The sequence below is a fragment of the Janthinobacterium violaceinigrum genome (genome assembly GCF_009208555.1).
Classification (GTDB): domain Bacteria; phylum Pseudomonadota; class Gammaproteobacteria; order Burkholderiales; family Burkholderiaceae_D; genus Janthinobacterium; species Janthinobacterium violaceinigrum.
In genome coordinates this window covers 149,119-167,054 of record NZ_WFLI01000009.1, presented here as the reverse complement: position 1 = coordinate 167,054, position 17,936 = coordinate 149,119, and the positions used below count along the sequence as shown (strand labels likewise).

Below are 17,936 nucleotides of genomic sequence, written 5' to 3'. Positions count from 1 at the left end.
CATGACTCCGAAAATCACACCAATGTTGACACCGACCATGACACCGATGATGAAACTGCTGCCGCTGGCCAGCCTGCTGGCCATGGGCCTGGCCCAGGCAGTCACGCCGACCCTGTCGGCGGCGCCGCTGGCCATGCCGCAACTGCGCATCAGCGACCAGGCCGTCTCTGCCGACCAGCAAGCCTACCGCCTGCTGCAGGAGCGCATCAAAAAGCTCAACGATGGCGGCGTGCGCGTGGGCGACTATTACCTGTCCAAGGCGCAATGCTGGCTCGACGTCTCGTTCCACGAATACACGCGCAACGACCGCTCGGCCTTTCCCCTGCAAGCCTTGCAGGAATCGGCGAAGATCGTTGCCGCGTTGGAAGACGGCAGCACGCCCAATCCCGGCGACGCCACGCCGCTGGTGAACGACGCCACGCGCTTGCGCGACGACCTGTGGGCCAGCTTCGGCAAGCTGCATGCATCGCCGGGCTTTGCCTGCGCAGCGCAAAAGGTGGCGTGCGGCGAAGTGGAACTGGTGCATGCGGGCAATGAATACAAGCAGCAGGGCTGGCGCCACGCGAACCCGTACGTGCAACTGGCCGAAGATGCGCAGGCAGCCGCCCAGTCCGCCGCAGCGGCGTGCCCGGCCGACCAGCCGAAGCGGGAGCCGGAACCGCCGGTGCCTCCGCCCCCGCGCATCGGGCATGAGCGCATCACGCTCGACATGGATGCCCTGTTCCGCTTCGACAAGGCGGGCGCGGCCGACGTGCTGCCGCAGGGCGTCGAGAAAATCCGCGACCTGGCGGCGCGCCTGAAGCAGGGCTATGTCCAGATCGATACGCTGTCCGTGACGGGGCATACGGACCGCCTGGGCTCGGACAGCTATAACCAGGCCCTGTCCGAACGGCGCGCCCTGACGGTGAAACAGTTGCTGCGTGAACAGGGCATCGCCAATGTCATCAGCGCGTATGGCAAGGGCAAGGCCGAACCCGTCGCCGCCTGCGACAAGGTGGCGCCGCGCGCGGCCCTGATCGCCTGTCTGCAGCCGAACCGCCGGGTGGAGATCGAGTTGACGGGTATCAAGAGTTCTGCAAAGAAGGGCAGCACACCTTAGCGCTACGTCATAAGCCCGTCATATGCCGCTGTTATGATGCTTTTGTTGGCACACAGCATGTGTTGCGCAGATCACTACGCTCCGGGAGCGATAGGATGCAGGCATGACTCAACAGCTTAGCCGGTGAGCTCAACCATCGGCACCAGACAGGCCGGCGCGGCAGAAGCATTGCCGCGTTGGCAAGCAAAGCGGGGCAGGGTAGGGCAAGGACGGGAAAAATCGGGAAACGGCCGGGGATTTAATGAAGTCCTAAGCCTGCCTGAAGGAAGGACTGGCATAGTGGATACATGGCGCACGGAAACCCCGGGCGCAAGGTTGCCGGACACCTCAATGACCGGCACGATTTCCACTTTTGCATGTGTTCCCGTTTTATCCCTGCGCTCTGAAACAGCGTTTCAACCGGCTGCCGCGACTTGCGAAGCCGGTTTTTTTTGTCCGGATTTTCGTGCAGGGCCGGAGAATGCCCGGCGCCGCCGTACTGCGGCGCCGGGCGCGGGCGCTTAGCCCGTCTGCTTGGCCAGCCACGCATCGACGGCCGGCAGGCGCTCGGCGCGCACCTTGATGCGGTACTTGATGCCGGCCACGGAACTGTCGGCGTCGCCGCGCGCGCTGGCCGGCAGGTTGGCCTGTGCATATGCTTCCAGCTTGGCGATCATCTCCGGCTGCGCGGAACCTGCTGCCAGGCGCGGGAAGTAGCGGCTGCGCGAACTGGCATCGATGCGCGCATTGACTTGCTCCAGGTGGGCCAGCGCAAAGTCGAACGCCAGTTCCGGATGCGTGCGCGACACGCGCGAGATCATGGCCGGGCTGTTGGTCACGCCCGGTTCATCCGTTAGCGCCAGCGCCAGCGCCCGCTGTGCCAGGACCGCGTCGTCGGTCGAGGCCAGCAGGTCGTACAGCTGGTTTTTGACCAGCGGCGTTTTTTCCTGCTGCGCCCTGGCGTGCAGCTGTTCCCAGGTGGCGGCGTCCGCATGCTGCGCCACCACGCCCAGGATGGTGCGGCGCAGCGGCGCGGGCATGGCGGACGGATCCTGTTCGCTGGCCGCGTAGCGGCGGCGCGCCTCCTGCAGCACGCCCGGCTCGCCCATGTCGCCGAGGATGGCAATCAGGCGTCCGCGCAGGGTCGCCACGCTCGATGCTTCGCCCGCGCGCGCTTCCCAGCCCGTCTGCGCCATCATCGGCGCCAGGCGCGCCATGGCAAAGCGGCCGAAGGCCTGCTGGCGCGCTTTGCTTTCCGCGCTATCGCCTGCATATTGTTCATACAGGCCGTTCAGCGAGGCGGCCACGCGGCCCAGCACTTGCGGGTCGGCCGACAGGGGCGTGGCCTTCACCAGTTCCAGGAAAGCGGCAGGGTCTTGCAAGCCCGCCATGCCCAGCGACTGGCTGTCTGCCAGCAGGCCCAGCTGATCGATGGGCGCCAGGTGCGCGAAGCTGCCCGCCAGCGCGCGCGTGCCGGCCGGCGCGTACAGGGTGCGGTAGTAGCCGCTCTGGCCCGCGTTCACCAGCAGGGCGCCGCAACCGGGCACGTTCAAGGTGGCCTTGCCATTTTTGACCAGCACGCGGGCCTGCTTGTCGCTGCCGACCGTCGACGCGATCACGGGCACTTTCCATGACAGCGGTGTCTTGTCCGGCTGGTCCTTGGAAAATTCCGTTTGCGTCAGGGTCACGCGCGTATTGCCTTTGCGGCACACGGCGTCGCTCACCGTGATCATGGGCACGCCCGGCTGCAGGGTGAAATCATGGGCGATGGCGCTGACGGGCTTGCCCGCGGCCGCGTCGACTTCGCGCCACAGGTCGTCGGACACCGTATTGCCGTACGCATGCTTGCGCATGTAGCTGCGCACGGCCGTGCGCCAGGTGTCGGCGCCCACGTACGCTTCGAGCATGCTGATCACGGCCTTGCCCTTCTGGTAGGTGATGCCGTCGAAGGCCTGGCTGGCCTGTTCCACGGTGGCGATGCGCTGCACCACCGGATGCGTGGTGCGCAGCGCATCCTGGCTCATGGCCGATTCGCGTCCGCCCACCTTGGACAGGGTCGTGTTCCATTCTGGGTGCAGGCGTTCCGTGGTGCGGCTTTCCATCCACGATGCAAAGCCTTCGTTGAGCCACAGGTCGTCCCACCAGCGCATGGTGACCAGGTCGCCGAACCACTGGTGCGCCATTTCATGCGACAGGGTGGTGTAGATGTTTTCCTTGTCCGACTGGGTCGAGATGGCCGGGTCGAGCAGCAGGCCGTATTCGAAGGTGAACACGGCGCCCCAGTTTTCCATGGCGCCGAAGAACTGGCTGCGGCCCGGCGCGGCGATGTTGTCGAGCTTGGGCAGCGGATAGCGCACGCCGAAGTAGTCGTTGTATTCGCGCAGCAGGGCGGCCGATTCATCGAGCGCGAAGCGGCTTTGCGCCAGCGCGCCGCGCTTGGTGATGACGCCGATTTCCGTGCCGTCGGCCATCTTTGTCGCCCGTTCGAAGTCGCCCAGGCCGAAGAACAGCAAGTAGGTCGACATGCGCGGCGTGGTGGCGAAATACACGTGCTTCTTGCCGTTGCCCAGCTCTTCGCTGCGGACGATGGGCATGTTGCCGACGGCCATCTGGTTGCTCGGCACGACCACGTCCAGCGCGAACGTGGCCTTGTAGTCAGGTTCATCCCATGACGGCAGCATGCTGCGCGCATCCGAGTTTTCGAATTGCGTGTACAGCGCGCGCTGGCGGCCTTCGGGCGTGTCGTAGTCGAGCGAGAACAGGCCCGTGGCCTGCGTGCCGATCTTGCCGCTGTAGTCGATGCGCAGCAGGTACTCGCCCTTGGCCACGGGCTGCGCGAAATGCACGGTGGCCGTCTGCTTGTCCGCATCGAAATCGATCTTGCGCGCCACCTGCTTGCTGCCGCCCGCGCCTTCGATCGCGGCGGCGGCAAACGCCAGGTTCAGGGCATTGAAGGTGATGCTGGCGGTCGGCGTGTCGACGGCGATCTTGATGGAGGCCTCGCCCTTGAAGGTGGAGGCGGCGGCGTCCGGCGTGATCGACAGGATGTAGTGCAAGGGCGTGACGCCGCGCGGCAGCTGCGTGGTGGTGCTGGCGGCATGGCTGGCCGAAGCGTATTTGGCGGCGGGCGCGGCGTGGCCCGTGTTGAAGGCGGCGACGGCAGTCAGTGCCAGGACGGCGGCGGCCAGTTGGCTGCGGCGGAAACGCGGAGTCGGTGTGCGATGCATGGTATGCCCTTGGTTCATGGATAAAACGCCCGCCAGCCGGGTAGGCTGCGAGCGTCATGGCGGTAGCGGGACATCGCTGGAGCTGTAGGCCAGCGTTCCCGTACAGCAATCTAAGTGGAAACGGGGGCAAAGTCAACGCGCCATGGACGCCGCACCATGGCGGTGCGCTGGTATGATGGGCGCCTGACTGTCCTGCCGCAGGCCAGTCCCGCAGCTGATTGTCCACCCCATAGACGAGACGAGACCCATGCACATGAAACTGTATATCAGCCCCCGTACGCCCAATCCGCGCCGCGTCACCATGTTCATCGCCGAAAAGGGCATCACCGGCATCGAGGAAGTGGCGCTCGACCTGATGGCGGGCCAGCACCGCGACCCCGCCTTCCTGACGAAAAACCCGCTGGGCCGCGTGCCCGTGCTGGAACTGGCGGACGGACGCGTGCTGACCGAGACGCGCGCCATCTGCACCTACCTGGAAGGCTTGCAGCCGCAGCCTAACCTGATGGGCGAGGGTTTCGAGGAGCGCGCCTTCATCGAAATGGCCGACCGCCGCGTGGAACTGCATTTGTTCAGCGGCGCCGCCAACTGGGTGCGCCATGGCCATCCGGCCCTGGTGGCGCTGGAAAACCCCCAGTTTCCCGACTTCGCCCTGGCGCAGGCAGGCAAGATGCGCGAGACGGCGCAATGGCTGGACCAGGTGCTGGCGCACCAGCCCTACGTCGCGGGCGAACGGTTTACGATTGCCGACATCACGGCCTTCTGCGCGCTGGAATTTGTCCGTGGCCTGATGAAATACCGTCCCGGTGCGGAGGGACTGGCGCATTTGCAGGCTTACCGCGACCGGATTGCCGAGCGCCCCAGCGCGCAGATAAAGTAACGCCAAAAGCAGAACGCCTGCGCCGGAGTCCGGTGCAGGCGTTCTCGCTTGCAGGGGCCGTCAGGCCCGTTTTACTTCAGCTGCTCCAGCAGGAAGGTGTAGGTCAGCGCCCACATCAGCGCCTGCTGGTCGTTGTTGGCGGCGCCCGCATGGCCGCCTTCCGTGTTTTCCCAGTACAGCACGTCGTGGCCTTGCTCTTCCATCTTGGCCACCATCTTGCGCGCATGGCCAGGGTGGACCCGGTCGTCGCGCGTCGAGGTGGTAAACAGCACGCGCGGATATTTCTTGTCCTTGAAGACGTTCTGGTACGGCGAGTACTTGCTGATGTAAGCCCATTGTTCCGGCACGTCCGGGTCGCCGTATTCTCCCATCCACGAGGCGCCCGCCAGCAGCTTGTTATAGCGGCGCATGTCGAGCAGCGGCACCTGGCTGACGACGGCATTGAACAGGTCGGGGCGCTGCACCAGCACGGCGCCCGTCAGCAGGCCGCCATTGCTGCCGCCCATGATGCCCAGGTGGCGTGGACTGGTGACCTTGCGCTTGATCAGATCCTGCGCCACGGAGATGAAATCGTCATACGCGCGCTGGCGGTTTTCCTTCAACGCCGCCTGGTGCCAGCGGGGACCGAATTCGCCGCCGCCGCGGATATTCGCCAGCACATACACGCCGCCCTTTTCCAGCCAGGCCACGCCCGTGGTGCCGCTGTAGCTGGGTTTCAGCGACACTTCGAAGCCACCATAGCCATACAGCACGGTGGGATTGCTGCCATCGAACTTCGTCTTCTTGCCCATGATGGCGAAATACGGCACCTTCGTGCCATCCTTCGACGTCGATTCGAACTGCTCCACCTTGTACGGCGCCGCGTCGTAATAGGCGGGCAGCGACTTGATCTTTGTCCGCTTGTCGCTCTGCGCCGTGGCCAGGTACAGGGTGGTCGGGTTGAGGAAGTCGGTCACCGTCAGGAAGTACTGGTCCGAGTCGACGGGGTCGAGCGCGCTGACGGCCAGGGTGCCCAGCTTGGGCGCATCGACGGCGCGGCGCTGCCACTTGCCGTTCACGTGGCGCAGTTCCGTCAGGCGGTTCTTGACCTTGTCCAGGGTGGTCACGAGGATGGCCGATTTCGTCGCCGTCACATTGTCCAGCGACGACGTGGCCGTGGGCGCGTACAGCACTTCCAGGTCCTGCTTGCCCTGCATGAAGGCCTTGAAATCCGTGGCCAGCAGCGAGCCTTGCAGATAGGTCTTGCCGTTCACTTTCCAGTCCGAGCGCAAGGTGATGATCAATTGATCGCGCACGGTAAACACGGTGGCATCGTCCGGCTTCGGCACTTTCTTCAGGTTCGCGCCATCGCGCAGGAAGGTTTCGCCGCTGTAGAAATCGATTTGCCGCTCGATGAACTGGTGTTCGTGGCCGGGCGTGAAATCCTTGTAGGCGCCCGCGCTCAGGTCGTCGGCCTTGGCTTCATACAGCGTCGTCGCCTGCGCCAGCGGCGTGCCGCGCTGCCACTGTTTGATGATGCGCGGGTAGCCGGAGCTGGTCATCGAGCCGGGGCCGAAATCGGTGGAGACGAACAGGGTGTCCTGGTCGATCCAGCTGGCGCTGCCCTTCGCTTCGGGCAGGGTAAAGCCGCCGTCGACAAAGGCGCGTTTGGCCACGTCGTATTCGCGTACCACCTTGGCGTCGCCGCCGCCGCGCGACAGGGAAATGAGGCAGCGTTCGCCCTTCGGATACAGGCAGGAGGCGCCGCCCCAGACCCAGTTTTCATTCTCGCCGGCCGCCAGCTGGTCGAGGTCGATCACGGTTTCCCAGCTTGGCTCGGCCAGCTGGTACTGCGCCAGGGTGGTGCGGCGCCAGATGCCGCGCACGTGCTGGGCATCGCGCCAGAAATTGTAGTAGAACTCGCCTTCCTTGCTCACGTAGGGAATGCGTTCCTTGGAATTGAGGATGGTTTTCAGGCGCGCCTGCAGGGCCGAAAAGCCGGGCTGGCCTTCCAGTTCCTTGACGGTGACGGCATTGTGCTGCTTGACCCAGGCCAGCGGCTTGTCGCCGAGGACTTCTTCCAGCCACTGGTGGGGATCGGTATTGGCGGCGGCAGGGGCGGGTGCCTGTGCATGGGCGAGGCCCGCTGCGGCCAGGCCGAGCAGCATGCTGCCGGCGAAGGTGCGATATGACGACATGTAATGTTCCTTGATGGTCCGGTGGGAGGCCGCGTTGCAGGCAAAACGGCGCATCCATGGTGCCATGGATTGCTGTGGGGAACCAGTGCCTATGGACGGCTGCTTGAAAAATACTTACATTTCCAATATTGTTTGCTGGAATGGGGGCAGGCCGCAGAATCTGCGGCGTATTGCGCCTTTCAGCATACGCCAGGCCCGATCAGCGAGGTCAGGGTGAGCCGCGTCGGTTCGACATCGCCGCCGTCGCAGTGATAGATCCACAGTGCATCGTTGTCGCGGCTGTCGATGAACAGGATGCGCGTGTTTTCCTCGCCGATGGCCAGGCAAGCCGCCAGCTCGGCAAGACTGAACGGGGCTGCCTGCTGCGACCCGCTTCCCGCCGCTTGCCCCAGGGCCTGGGCAAAGCCAGCCAGCTGCCTGACTGCCCGATACCTGGTTCCATCCACGTCCACCTCCTGGCACAGCGCGTCCAGGCTGTACAGGGTGAAGGGCTCTTCATCCTTGAAAATCGCCGCGCCGGGACGTGACTTGGCGCTGCGGAGGTGCGCGAGATAGGCCTGGGGCACGGTCACTTGTTCCCTGGCCAGCAATTTTTCCAGCTGCTTGCTGCTTTTCTTCGCCACCCTGGCGGCCCTGGGCGCGGCCGTTTCGCTAGCGTGCGCCGTCCAGGCGACCGGATTGAACTGGAACATCCTTGAGCATGCGGGACAGTGCAGGAACATGAACGTCATTTTCTTGCCGATGGCCGTGTTTAAAAACGCAGCATCGGGGGCATCCATGGCGCTGCTGTCGAAGCGGCGCCCGCAGTCGCCGTCGTAGGGGCAAGTAATGTCGGTCATGGCGTAGCGTGTTTAGGCATTGAAGTATTTCTCCATCCGTAAAGCGATTGCTTCTTTTTCTTCGGGAAAAGAGGCCGCAGGATTTTTCTTCCAGTAAGCAAGGCCCTCGTTCAGTGCCCACAGGGCTTTTTCCTGCTGGCCCGCCATCAGATAAAAATCGCAGGCCCTGGCATGCGCGTCCTGCGCTTCGACCAGGCACAAGGCGGCATTTTCCCAATTGGAAAGACGCTCAAGCCAGGGTAGGGCCAATGTGTGCAGATTGTGTCGCAGGCCATGCATGACTGTCGCCCGATGGGCAGGATCGACGAGCTGGTGATGTGCGTCCTGCTTGCCTGCGATGCCCGCGAATTGCCAGTTCCCCATATTCCAGTCCGCCGTGTCGCCGACGATGTGGTTGGCCGGTTCGTGACCGTAACGCGCCTTGTGCCACGAAGCGTAGGATCTCGATGAAACCTGATAGCGGCTCCAGAATTCCACGCTGACATGCTCCTCGTTATGGCGGTTGGCCTGGAAATGGATGGCCTGGACGAATTCGTGCCGTGGGCGCTTGAAGGCCAGCTGGCCTGGCGAGAACTTGAAGCCCGCTGCCGTCAGCGGCGCCAGCAAGAACGCTTCAATATTGGCGATGATCAGCGCTTTTGGCTTCATTCGTGTCCTGGCATTCGTCGGTTGCGCCGCCTGCGGTCAAAACGGCGCTGCCATGTTGCCATAGATCAGCGCCAGCGCACCTTGCAGCGGGCAATCGTGCGAGGGAAAAGCTGCCGCTATTTTTCCTGCTCGCTGCCGGGGGCAGTGTGCTGGCCAGGCAGCCTGGCCACGACCTTGATCTCGAACTGGAAACCATACAGCCACGTCACGCCAACGGCCGTGACGGTGGGGTGGGGGGCTGCGCCCCAGTAATCGGCTTGCACGATATCCCAGATGCGCTGGAAGTTGGCCTGCGGGTCGACGATAAAGATGGTCACGTCCTGCACGTCGTCGAACGAGCAGCCGGCCGCCTGCAAGATGGCATTCAGGTTGTCGAAGGCGCGCCGGACCTGGGCTTCGAGCCCGGGTTCGGGCGAACCGTCTTCGCGGCTGCCGACCTGTCCCGACACGAACAGCAGGCCGTTGGCGCGCACGGCGGGCGAATAGCGGTTCTGCTCATACAGGGCTTGGCGGCCCGGAGGGAATACGACGTCGCGTTTCATCAGCTTTCCTTTGTTGATGCAGCGAAGTTGCTGCCTGGAGAACACTTTATCTGCTGCCGTCCTGCTGATAAAGCGGCCATTATCGTCTGCACTATTTGTATAATCCAAACAATCGGGTGGTGGAGGTGTGGATGGACAAGTTGGATACGATGCGGGCATTCGTGCGGGTGGTCGAAACGGGCAGTTTTACGCGGGCGGCCGCGACCTTGCATATGAGCCGCACCACGGTGACGCAGCTGGTGCAGCAGCTCGAGGCGCGGCTGCGCCTGAAGCTGCTGAACCGCACCACGCGCAAGGTCAATGTGACGGCCGATGGCGCCGCCTACTACGAGCGCATCGTGCAGGTGCTCGACACCCTGGAAGAAATCGAAACGAGCTTGCCGCATGCCGCTGCCTTGCCACGGGGCCAGTTGCGCGTGGACGTACCCAGTCCGCTCGCCGCTTTGCTGCTGGTGCCGGCGCTGCCCGGGTTTCATGCGCGGTATCCCGATATTGTGCTCGACATGGGCGCCAGCGACCGCATGGTCGACGTGATCGGCGACAATGTCGATTGCGTGATACGCGGCGGTGACATCACCGACCAGTCGCTGATGGCGCGCAAGCTTGCCGACTTGCCACTGGGCGTGTATGCGGCGCCTGCCTACCTGCAACGGGTGGGCACGCCCTTGCATCCGCTGGACTTGCAGGACAGCGCGCACCGCATCGTGCGCTTTCGCTGGGGAAGTAGCGGCAACGGCTTTCCGTACGTCATGCACCGCGAGGGCAAGAGCGTGAAGATCCATGGCCAGTACGTGCTGTCGATCGACGATGGCAACGCCTACCTGGCGGCCGGGGTGGCGGGGCTGGGCGTGCTGTGGCTGCCCGATTATATGGCGCGGCAGCACGTGGCCAGGGGCGAGCTGCTGCCGTTGTTCCAGGCATGGACGGTCGACGCCATGCCGCTCTATCTCGCCTATCCGCCGAATCGCCATGTCAGCAAGAAACTGCGCGTCTTCATCGACTGGGTGACCGAACTGATGGCCCGGCATGCCGCCCCCGCGGTCACCGTCACGGCAACTGATTGACCCACACGGGCGCCGACCAGACGATATTGCCGTCGTCCTGCGTCAGCCGCGCGTAATAGAAATGGGGGCCGGGCACGGGCGTGACGGTGAGCTCGGCCTGGTCCGACAGGGCCGTGACGGAGCCATTGCCGCCCGGCACGCCGTGGAAGATGGCGACGGCGGCCGCTTGCCGTCCTGCGCCGTTGCTGAAACTGATGGCCAGGTGCAAGGGACCGTGGTTGTCGAAACGCTCGCCCATCAGCTTGCCATTGGCCGTGAACAGCAGCTGCGCATGCTTGTCCATGGTGGCAAACACGCGGCGCGCGCGCAATGCTTCGAGGAAGCTGTCGCGTGACACGGGCATGCCGGCGGCCGGGCTGGCCACCAGCACGGCCGTGCGGTTGCCGTAGGCCGCGCCCCAGTTGGCGCAGTGGTTATCCTGGTTGCTGCTGAAGGCCACGTGGTAGCCGGCCGCCAGGGCCCGGTTGCAGGCCGCCTCGTAGTTGCTGCGCCGCGTTTCCGTTTCCTGGTCGTTCGTGGAAAAGGCGGACGTGTTCATCACTTCGCACAGCACCATGGCCGCGTCGCCGTCCGGCGTGTAGCCCAGCGGCTGGCTGTCGACGAGAAACTGGCCCGCATAGGCGGGATGGTTGAATTGCCCGATCCAGCCCCGTTCGCGCATCAGCGTATACAGGCCCGCGTAATCGCTCTTCGGCGTTTCCACATCGGCCAGCAGCTCGCCTTGGGCATTTCTTTCCCAGCCCAGCAACTGCTCGCTATTGAAGATGTTCAGGTGGCCGCCCTGGTTGATGACGCCCCATTCCATGCCGTACAGGGCCAGGAAGCCGGGATGGGCAGCCGAATACGCAGCCGCTTCGGCCAGCCCCGTCTGGTACAGGGCCTTTGCTTCGGCCGGCACGGCAGCGCCGTTGGTGCCGTCGGAACCGTCATACATATGGTTGTGCTCGGACGTCATCAGGGCATCGAGCCCATGTTGCTGCGCATAAAGATAGGCATCGATGGGGCCGTAGAGCCCCGTTTGCGGGTCTTGCGCGCCATGGCAGGCATCGAGCGGTGCGCCGCCGTCGCTGTGGCGCGTCTGGCTGTGCAGGTTGGCGTAGACGATGCGGTAGTCTGCCTGGCCATCCAGGCTGGGCAGTTGCTGCAGGCCCGCCTGGAAGGCGGGCACGTCAGGCGCCGTGCCGCGGCCCCGCAGTACCTGGATCGGCCATTGCTGTTCCACCAGCGCTGGCTGCGGCGTCTGCGCGTCCGCCACGGCCACCAGGCGCAGCTGGTACAGGCCGTCCGGCACCCGCACGCGCCGTTCGCGCGCATCGGCGTCGGCGCGGCCATCCCAGGGCAAGCTGATGCGCTGGCCGCCCGCTCCCACCTGCGCCGTGCCCGACCAGCGCCGCAGCACGGCGCCTTGCGTCCCCGGGCCGGACAGGGTCACGGTCCAGCGCACCGCATGGGGGCGGCCCTCGTCGGGGTAGGCGAGGCGGACCAGAAAGGTGCGCGCCTGCGTGCTCCGCTCGCCGGGCGCGGCGCGGAAGGGCGCAACGACGGTGGCATCGAGTTCGCTGTGTTCCTTCGGCTCTTGCGCGGCGGCAGTATTGCTCCACGTAATGAGCAACACGCCAGCGCACACGCAAGCGAGCCATGGCGGCCACGGTGGCGCGTGTTTCCACAATCGGCGGCGCAATGTCTTGAGCATCGTGGCCTCCCGCACCTGCTTCAGATGGTAGTTAGACAAGACATGCCACGTGCCGGTTCCCGCATGCACCAGCAAGTGGCGTGCTTGCACCGTGATTGGCCATGATCTGGCGCAAAGCCGGTGCGAATGGCGCTGCGTGCCCGGCGAAGAAGCTGGCACGGCACTTGCTAAACAGAAGAGACGGATCAACGGCGATCCCCTGAATAAACGCACAACGGTCCAACGACGGACCACCTGGACAACGGCGTCCGCCCTGGCTGATTTTTTCATCGGCGGGGGCGGGCGCCGTTTTGTTTTATCAACGGGATACTTCGGGAACCTATCATGGCCAGCCAAAAAGCAACGCGCATCGCGCTCTTCTCCCTCGCCACGCCGCCCATGCGCGCATTCCACCTGACGTGGATGGCATTTTTCGTGTGTTTCTTCGCCTGGTTTGCCTGCGCACCGCTGATGCCGGTCATCAAGGGCGAGTTCGGCCTGTCCCTGGCACAAGTGGCAAATATCAATATCGCGGCTGTCGCCATCACCATCCTCGTGCGCCTGATCGTGGGACCCTTGTGCGACCGCTACGGCCCGCGCAAGACCTACACGGGCTTGCTGCTGCTGGGCGCCATCCCCGTGCTGGGCGTGGCTGCCTCGCAAAGCTATGAAAGCTTTCTGTTCTTCCGCCTGGGCATCGGCGCCGTAGGTGCCAGCTTTGTCATCACCCAATATCACACCTCCGTGATGTTCGCGCCCCGCGTGGTGGGCACGGCAAATGCGGCCGCCGCCGGCTGGGGCAATGCGGGCGGCGGGGCGGCGCAGGCGCTGATGCCGCTGCTGCTGGGCGCCGTGCTGATGCTGGGCGTATCCGAATCGCTGGGCTGGCGCGTGGCCCTGCTGGTGCCGGGCGTGCTGATGCTGGTGATGGCCGCCCTGTACTGGCGCTATACGCAGGATTGCCCGGAAGGCAATTACTCGGAATTGCGCGCGGCGGGCGTGGCCATTGAAGGGAATAAAAAGGGCGGCTGGGGCAGCTTCAAGGCGGCCAGTGCCAACTACCGCGTGTGGCTGCTGTTCGTCACCTACGGCGCCTGCTTCGGCATCGAGATCTTCATCCACAACATCGCCGCCGTGTATTACGTCGACCATTTCGGCCTGTCGCTGAAATCGGCGGGCCTGGCCGCCGGCAGCTTCGGCCTGCTGGCCCTGTTTGCCCGCGCCCTGGGCGGCTGGCTGTCGGACAAATTGGCCCTGCGCGGCAATCTGAACAGCCGCGTGACCCTGCTGTTCATGCTGATGATAGGCGAAGGCGTGGGCTTGCTGTGGTTTGCGAAAGTCGACAGCGTGACCTATGCCGTCATCGCCATGCTGGTCTTCGGCCTGTTCACCCACATGGCTTGCGGCGCCACTTACGCGCTGGTGCCCTTCATCGACAGCCGTGCCCTGGGCGGTGTGGCCGGCATCATCGGCGCGGGCGGCAACGTGGGCGCCGTGGCGGCGGGCTTCCTGATGAAGGGCACGGGCGACATCCGCCAGACATTGACCATCCTCAGCGCGCTGGTGGTGATCTCGGCCCTGTGCGCCATCGCCGTGCGTTTTACGCGCGAAGCGGCCGAACCGAACATGGCCGCGGCCTGAGGAGACAGCAATGAACCATCCCCTGAACATCGTCGTGCTGGGCCATGGCATGGTCGGACATAAATTCCTCGAACGGCTGGCGCTGGAGCACAACACGCGCCTGTCCGTGACGGTGCTGTGCGAAGAGCCCCGTCCTGCCTACGACAGGGTGCACCTGTCCGAATTTTTCAGCGGCAAATCGGCCGAGGACCTCTCCTTGGTGGCGCCCGGCTTCTTTGACAAGGACAACCTCGTGCTGAAGCTCAATGCGCGCGCCGTGTCCATCGACCGCGCGGCGAAGACTGTCACGGCCAGCACGGGAGAAATCCTCGCCTACGACAAGCTGGTGTTCGCCACCGGCTCCACGCCGTTCGTGCCGCCGCTGCCGGGCAAGGACCGCGACGGCTGCTTCGTCTACCGCACCATCGAAGACCTGGAAGCCATGCTGGCCTGGGGCGCCAAGTCCGCCACGGGCGTGGTGATCGGCGGGGGACTGCTGGGTCTCGAATGCGCGAAAGCCTTGCGCGACCTGAAGCTCGACACCCACGTGGTGGAATTCGCGCCGCGCCTGATGGCCGTGCAGGTGGACGAGGGCGGCGCGCGCGTCCTGCGCCGCAAGATCGAGGAACTGGGCGTGACCGTGCACACGCAAAAAAATACCCTGGCCATCGTCGACGGCGAAGCGGCCACGCACCGCATGCAGTTTGCCGACGGCAGCCACCTGGAAGCGGACATGATCGTCTTTTCGGCCGGCATCCGCCCCCGCGACGAGCTGGCGCGCGCCTGCGGCCTGGACGTGGGGCCGCGCGGCGGCATCGCCATCGACGACAGCTGCGTCACGTCCGACCCCGATATCTATGCGATCGGCGAATGCGCGCTGTGGGGCGGCCTCGTGTTCGGCCTGGTGGCGCCCGGCTACGAAATGGCCCGCATCGCGGCGCGCCACATGCTGCAGGAAGAGGGCGAAGCGTCGTTCAAGGGCGCCGACATGAGCACCAAATTGAAACTGATGGGCGTGGACGTGGCCAGCCTGGGCGACCCGCACGGCAATGCGCCGGGTAGCCGCTCCTACCAGTTCATGGACGAGCGCAAGCAGATCTACAAGAAGATCGTCGTTTCCGATTGCGGCAAGTATCTGCTGGGCGGTGTGATGGTAGGCGACGCCAGCGAGTACGGCACGCTCTTGCAGATGATGCTGAATAAAATCGAGCTGCCGGCATCGCCCGAGTTCCTGATCCTGCCGCAGGCGGACGGCCAGCAAAGAGCGGGCCTGGGCGTGGATGCCTTGCCCGCGTCGGCGCAGATCTGCTCGTGCAACGACGTGTCGAAAGGCGCGCTGTGCGCGGCCGTCGCCGATGGCGCCACCAGCATCGGCGCATTAAAATCCTGCACGAAAGCCGGCACGGCCTGCGGCGGCTGCGTGCCGCTGGTGACGCAGATCATGAAGGCGGAAATGCAGAAGCAGGGCCTGGCAGTCAACAACCACGTGTGCGAGCACTTTGCCTACTCGCGCCAGGAGCTGCACCACCTGGTCCGCGTGGGCAAGATCCGCAGCTTCGGCGCGCTGCTGTCCGCGCATGGACAGGGCCTCGGTTGCGACGTGTGCAAGCCCGTGGCGGCGAATATCCTCGCCTCGTGCTGGAACGATTTCATCCTCTCGCCCGTGCATGCGAGCCTGCAGGACAGTAACGATTACTTCCTCGGCAATATCCAGAAGGATGGCACGTACTCGGTGGTACCCCGCATGCCGGGCGGCGAGGTGACGGCCGACGGCTTGATCGCCGTGGGCATGGTGGCGAAAAAATACGGTTTATATACCAAGATCACGGGCGGCCAGCGGGTGGACCTGTTCGGCGCGCGCGTCGAGCAGTTGCCGGCCATCTGGGAAGAGCTGATCGCGGCCGGCTTCGAATCGGGCCACGCCTACGGCAAGTCGCTGCGCACGGTCAAATCGTGCGTCGGCTCCACCTGGTGCCGCTACGGCGTGGCCGACAGCGTGGGTTTTGCGATTCAGCTGGAAAACCGCTACAAGGGCTTGCGCACGCCGCACAAGATCAAGTTCGGGGTGTCCGGCTGCACGCGTGAATGCGCCGAGGCGCAGGGCAAGGACGTGGGCCTGATCGCCACGGAAAAGGGCTGGAACCTGTACGTGTGCGGCAATGGCGGCATGAAGCCGCGCCACGCGGAACTGATCGCATCGGACCTCGATGAAGCCACCCTGGTGCGCTATGTCGACCGCTTCCTGATGTTCTACGTGCGCACGGCCGACCGCCTGCAGCGCACCAGCGTGTGGCGCGACAACCTGGAAGGGGGCCTCGATTACCTCAAGCGCGTCATCGTCGACGACCGCCTGGGGATCGCGCACGAGCTGGAAGCGGACATGCAGCACGTGGTCGACACCTATGCCTGCGAATGGCAGGCAGCCGTCACGGACCCCGCCGTGCGCCAGCGTTTCCGTCATTTCGTCAACAGCGACAAGCACGATGACAACGTGGTGTTCGTCGAAGAGCGGGGCCAGATCCGCCCTGCCACAGAGATGGAACGCCGCAGCACCGTGATCCCCATCCTTGCCGTGGAGGCTTGAAGCATGAATGCGATGAATGAACTGTCCGGCGCCACCGCCGACAACTGGGTGGCCATCTGCCCCTTGAGCGACATCGTGCCCGACACGGGCGTGTGCGCGCTGATCGGCGGGCGCCACGTGGCCGTGTTCCGCGTCGGCGATGCGTCGCCGCGCGTGTACGCCATCGACAATGTCGACCCGAACGCGGGCGCTTCCGTGCTGTCGCGGGGCCTCGTGGGCAGCATCGGCGAGCGCGTCGTCGTCGCCTCGCCCATCTACAAGCAGCATTTCGACCTGGCCAGCGGCGAGTGCATCGAAGCGCCCGAGCACTCCGTGGCCGCCTGGCCCGCGCGCGTGTTTGCCGACATGGTGTGGGTGGCGCTGTGAACACGCCAGTCAGGGCCACTGCGCGTCCTTCGCTGGTGGTGGTCGGCAACGGCATGGCCGGCATGCGCACGGTGGAAGAGCTGCTGAAACTCGCGCCGGACCTGTATGACATCACCGTGTTCGGCGCCGAGCCGCACGGCAACTACAACCGCATCCTGCTGTCGCCCGTGCTGGCGGGCGAAAAGACGGTCGACGACATCATGCTGCACACGCGCGACTGGTATGCGCAGCACGGCATCACCCTGCACGCGGGCGACCCCGTCGTGCGCATCGACCGGCAGGCGCGCACGGTACAAGCGCTATCGGGCATCGCGGTGCGCTACGACCGCCTGCTGCTGGCGACGGGGTCTACGCCGTTCATCGTGCCCGTGCCGGGCCACCAGCTGCCGGGCGTGATCGGCTTTCGCGATATCAGCGACGTCGACACCATGCTGCAGGCGGCGCGCACACACCGCCACGCGGTGGTCATCGGCGGCGGCCTGCTGGGCCTGGAAGCGGCCAACGGCCTGCAGCGCCAGGGCATGGACGTCACCGTGGTGCACATGAGCGGCGCCCTGATGAACCAGCAGCTGGACGCCCCGGCCTCGATGCTGCTGAAAACGGCGCTGGAAGCGCGCGGCCTGCGTTTCCTGATGCAGGCGCAAACGTCCGCCATTCTGGGCGGCACCCGCGTGGAAGGCGTGCAGTTTGCGGACGGCAGCAGCATTCCCGCCGACCTGGTGGTGATGACGGCCGGCGTGCGCCCCAACATCGGGCTGGCGCAAGCGGCGGGCCTGCACTGCGAACGGGCCATCGTCGTCGACGACTGCCTGCAAAGCTACGATCCGCGCGTGTACGCCGTGGGCGAATGCGTGCAGCACCGGCGCGCCACCTTCGGCCTGGTCGCGCCCATCTGGGAGCAGGCGCGCGTGTGCGGCGCGCACCTGGCCGGCGCGGGACACCGGCGCTACGTGCAGCAGGCCAGCGCCACCAAATTGAAGGTGACGGGCATCGACCTGTATTCGGCCGGCGACATCCTCGGCGGCGAGGGCAGCGAAGACCTGGTGCTGCGCGACCCGCGCCGGGGCGTCTACAAGCGCCTGGTGGTGCAGGGCAGCCGCCTGGTGGGCGCCGTGCTGTATGGCGACGTGCAGGACGGGCCCTGGTATTTCGACCTGATCCAGCAGCGCCGCGACATCGGCGCGCTGCGTTCCCACCTTCTGTTTGGCCAGGCCCTGTGCGGCCAGGCCGCCTGACTGGAAT

At 65.1% G+C, this 17,936-nt stretch carries 13 protein-coding genes; 7 read left to right on the top strand and 6 right to left on the bottom strand.

Features of this window, described 5'->3' with window-relative positions:
* The first annotated feature begins 1 nt into the window (after position 1).
* Complete coding sequence (locus tag GCN75_RS10500) at positions 2 to 1,099, top strand: OmpA family protein (protein WP_193317447.1); 1,098 nt, start codon at positions 2 to 4, stop codon at positions 1,097 to 1,099.
* Positions 1,100 to 1,599: 500 nt separating this feature from the next.
* Here the strand turns inward: GCN75_RS10500 and GCN75_RS10495 are convergent, their stop codons facing one another.
* On the bottom strand, positions 1,600 to 4,305 hold the full coding sequence (locus GCN75_RS10495) for a M1 family metallopeptidase (protein ID WP_152282469.1): 2,706 nt from the start codon (positions 4,303 to 4,305) through the stop codon (positions 1,600 to 1,602).
* Between the two features lie 253 nt (positions 4,306 to 4,558).
* Here GCN75_RS10495 and GCN75_RS10490 point away from each other — a divergent pair, with 253 nt between their 5' ends.
* Positions 4,559 to 5,182: a glutathione S-transferase family protein gene (locus GCN75_RS10490; protein ID WP_152282468.1), complete on the top strand. Its 624-nt coding sequence runs from the start codon at positions 4,559 to 4,561 to the stop codon at positions 5,180 to 5,182.
* Between the two features lie 71 nt (positions 5,183 to 5,253).
* On the opposite strand, the gene GCN75_RS10485 is transcribed toward GCN75_RS10490, so the two are convergent.
* The 4 genes from GCN75_RS10485 to GCN75_RS10470 all read right to left on the bottom strand — a co-directional run bounded on the left by GCN75_RS10485 (position 5,254) and on the right by GCN75_RS10470 (position 9,391).
* Positions 5,254 to 7,359, bottom strand: a complete 2,106-nt coding sequence (locus GCN75_RS10485) for a prolyl oligopeptidase family serine peptidase (protein WP_152282467.1) — start codon at positions 7,357 to 7,359, stop codon at positions 5,254 to 5,256.
* A 179-nt stretch (positions 7,360 to 7,538) separates the two neighbouring features.
* Complete coding sequence (locus tag GCN75_RS10480; protein ID WP_152282466.1) at positions 7,539 to 8,198, bottom strand: hypothetical protein; 660 nt, start codon at positions 8,196 to 8,198, stop codon at positions 7,539 to 7,541.
* 12 nt (positions 8,199 to 8,210) lie between these two features.
* On the bottom strand, positions 8,211 to 8,846 hold the full coding sequence (locus GCN75_RS10475) for a hypothetical protein (protein ID WP_152282465.1): 636 nt from the start codon (positions 8,844 to 8,846) through the stop codon (positions 8,211 to 8,213).
* Between the two features lie 116 nt (positions 8,847 to 8,962).
* Positions 8,963 to 9,391, bottom strand: a complete 429-nt coding sequence (locus GCN75_RS10470) for a RidA family protein (RefSeq protein WP_152282510.1) — start codon at positions 9,389 to 9,391, stop codon at positions 8,963 to 8,965.
* Positions 9,392 to 9,519: 128 nt separating this feature from the next.
* Between GCN75_RS10470 and GCN75_RS10465 the strand changes: the two genes are divergently transcribed.
* Positions 9,520 to 10,452: a LysR family transcriptional regulator gene (locus GCN75_RS10465; protein ID WP_152282464.1), complete on the top strand. Its 933-nt coding sequence runs from the start codon at positions 9,520 to 9,522 to the stop codon at positions 10,450 to 10,452.
* On the opposite strand, the gene GCN75_RS10460 is transcribed toward GCN75_RS10465, so the two are convergent.
* The gene (locus GCN75_RS10460; RefSeq protein ID WP_152282463.1) at positions 10,436 to 12,145 is read right to left on the bottom strand and encodes a CehA/McbA family metallohydrolase; all 1,710 of its coding nucleotides are present in this window, start codon (positions 12,143 to 12,145) and stop codon (positions 10,436 to 10,438) included. The two genes, GCN75_RS10465 and GCN75_RS10460, sit on opposite strands and share 17 nt — an antisense overlap.
* Before the next feature lie 324 nt (positions 12,146 to 12,469).
* On the opposite strand from GCN75_RS10460, the gene GCN75_RS10455 reads away from it, so the two are divergent.
* Genes GCN75_RS10455 through GCN75_RS10440 form a run of 4 tightly spaced genes read left to right on the top strand, consistent with a single transcriptional unit; the run spans position 12,470 to position 17,929 of the window.
* A complete protein-coding gene (locus tag GCN75_RS10455) occupies positions 12,470 to 13,765 on the top strand; it encodes an MFS transporter (RefSeq protein WP_152282462.1) in 1,296 nt (431 codons plus the stop codon).
* 10 nt (positions 13,766 to 13,775) lie between these two features.
* Positions 13,776 to 16,328, top strand: a complete 2,553-nt coding sequence (gene nirB / locus GCN75_RS10450; protein WP_152282461.1) for a nitrite reductase large subunit NirB — start codon at positions 13,776 to 13,778, stop codon at positions 16,326 to 16,328.
* Positions 16,329 to 16,340: 12 nt separating this feature from the next.
* A complete protein-coding gene (gene nirD / locus GCN75_RS10445; RefSeq protein ID WP_152282509.1) occupies positions 16,341 to 16,694 on the top strand; it encodes a nitrite reductase small subunit NirD in 354 nt (117 codons plus the stop codon).
* Positions 16,691 to 17,929, top strand: a complete 1,239-nt coding sequence (locus tag GCN75_RS10440; protein ID WP_152282460.1) for an NAD(P)/FAD-dependent oxidoreductase — start codon at positions 16,691 to 16,693, stop codon at positions 17,927 to 17,929. The genes nirD and GCN75_RS10440 overlap by 4 nt, the downstream gene beginning before the upstream one ends.
* Positions 17,930 to 17,936: the final 7 nt, after the last annotated feature.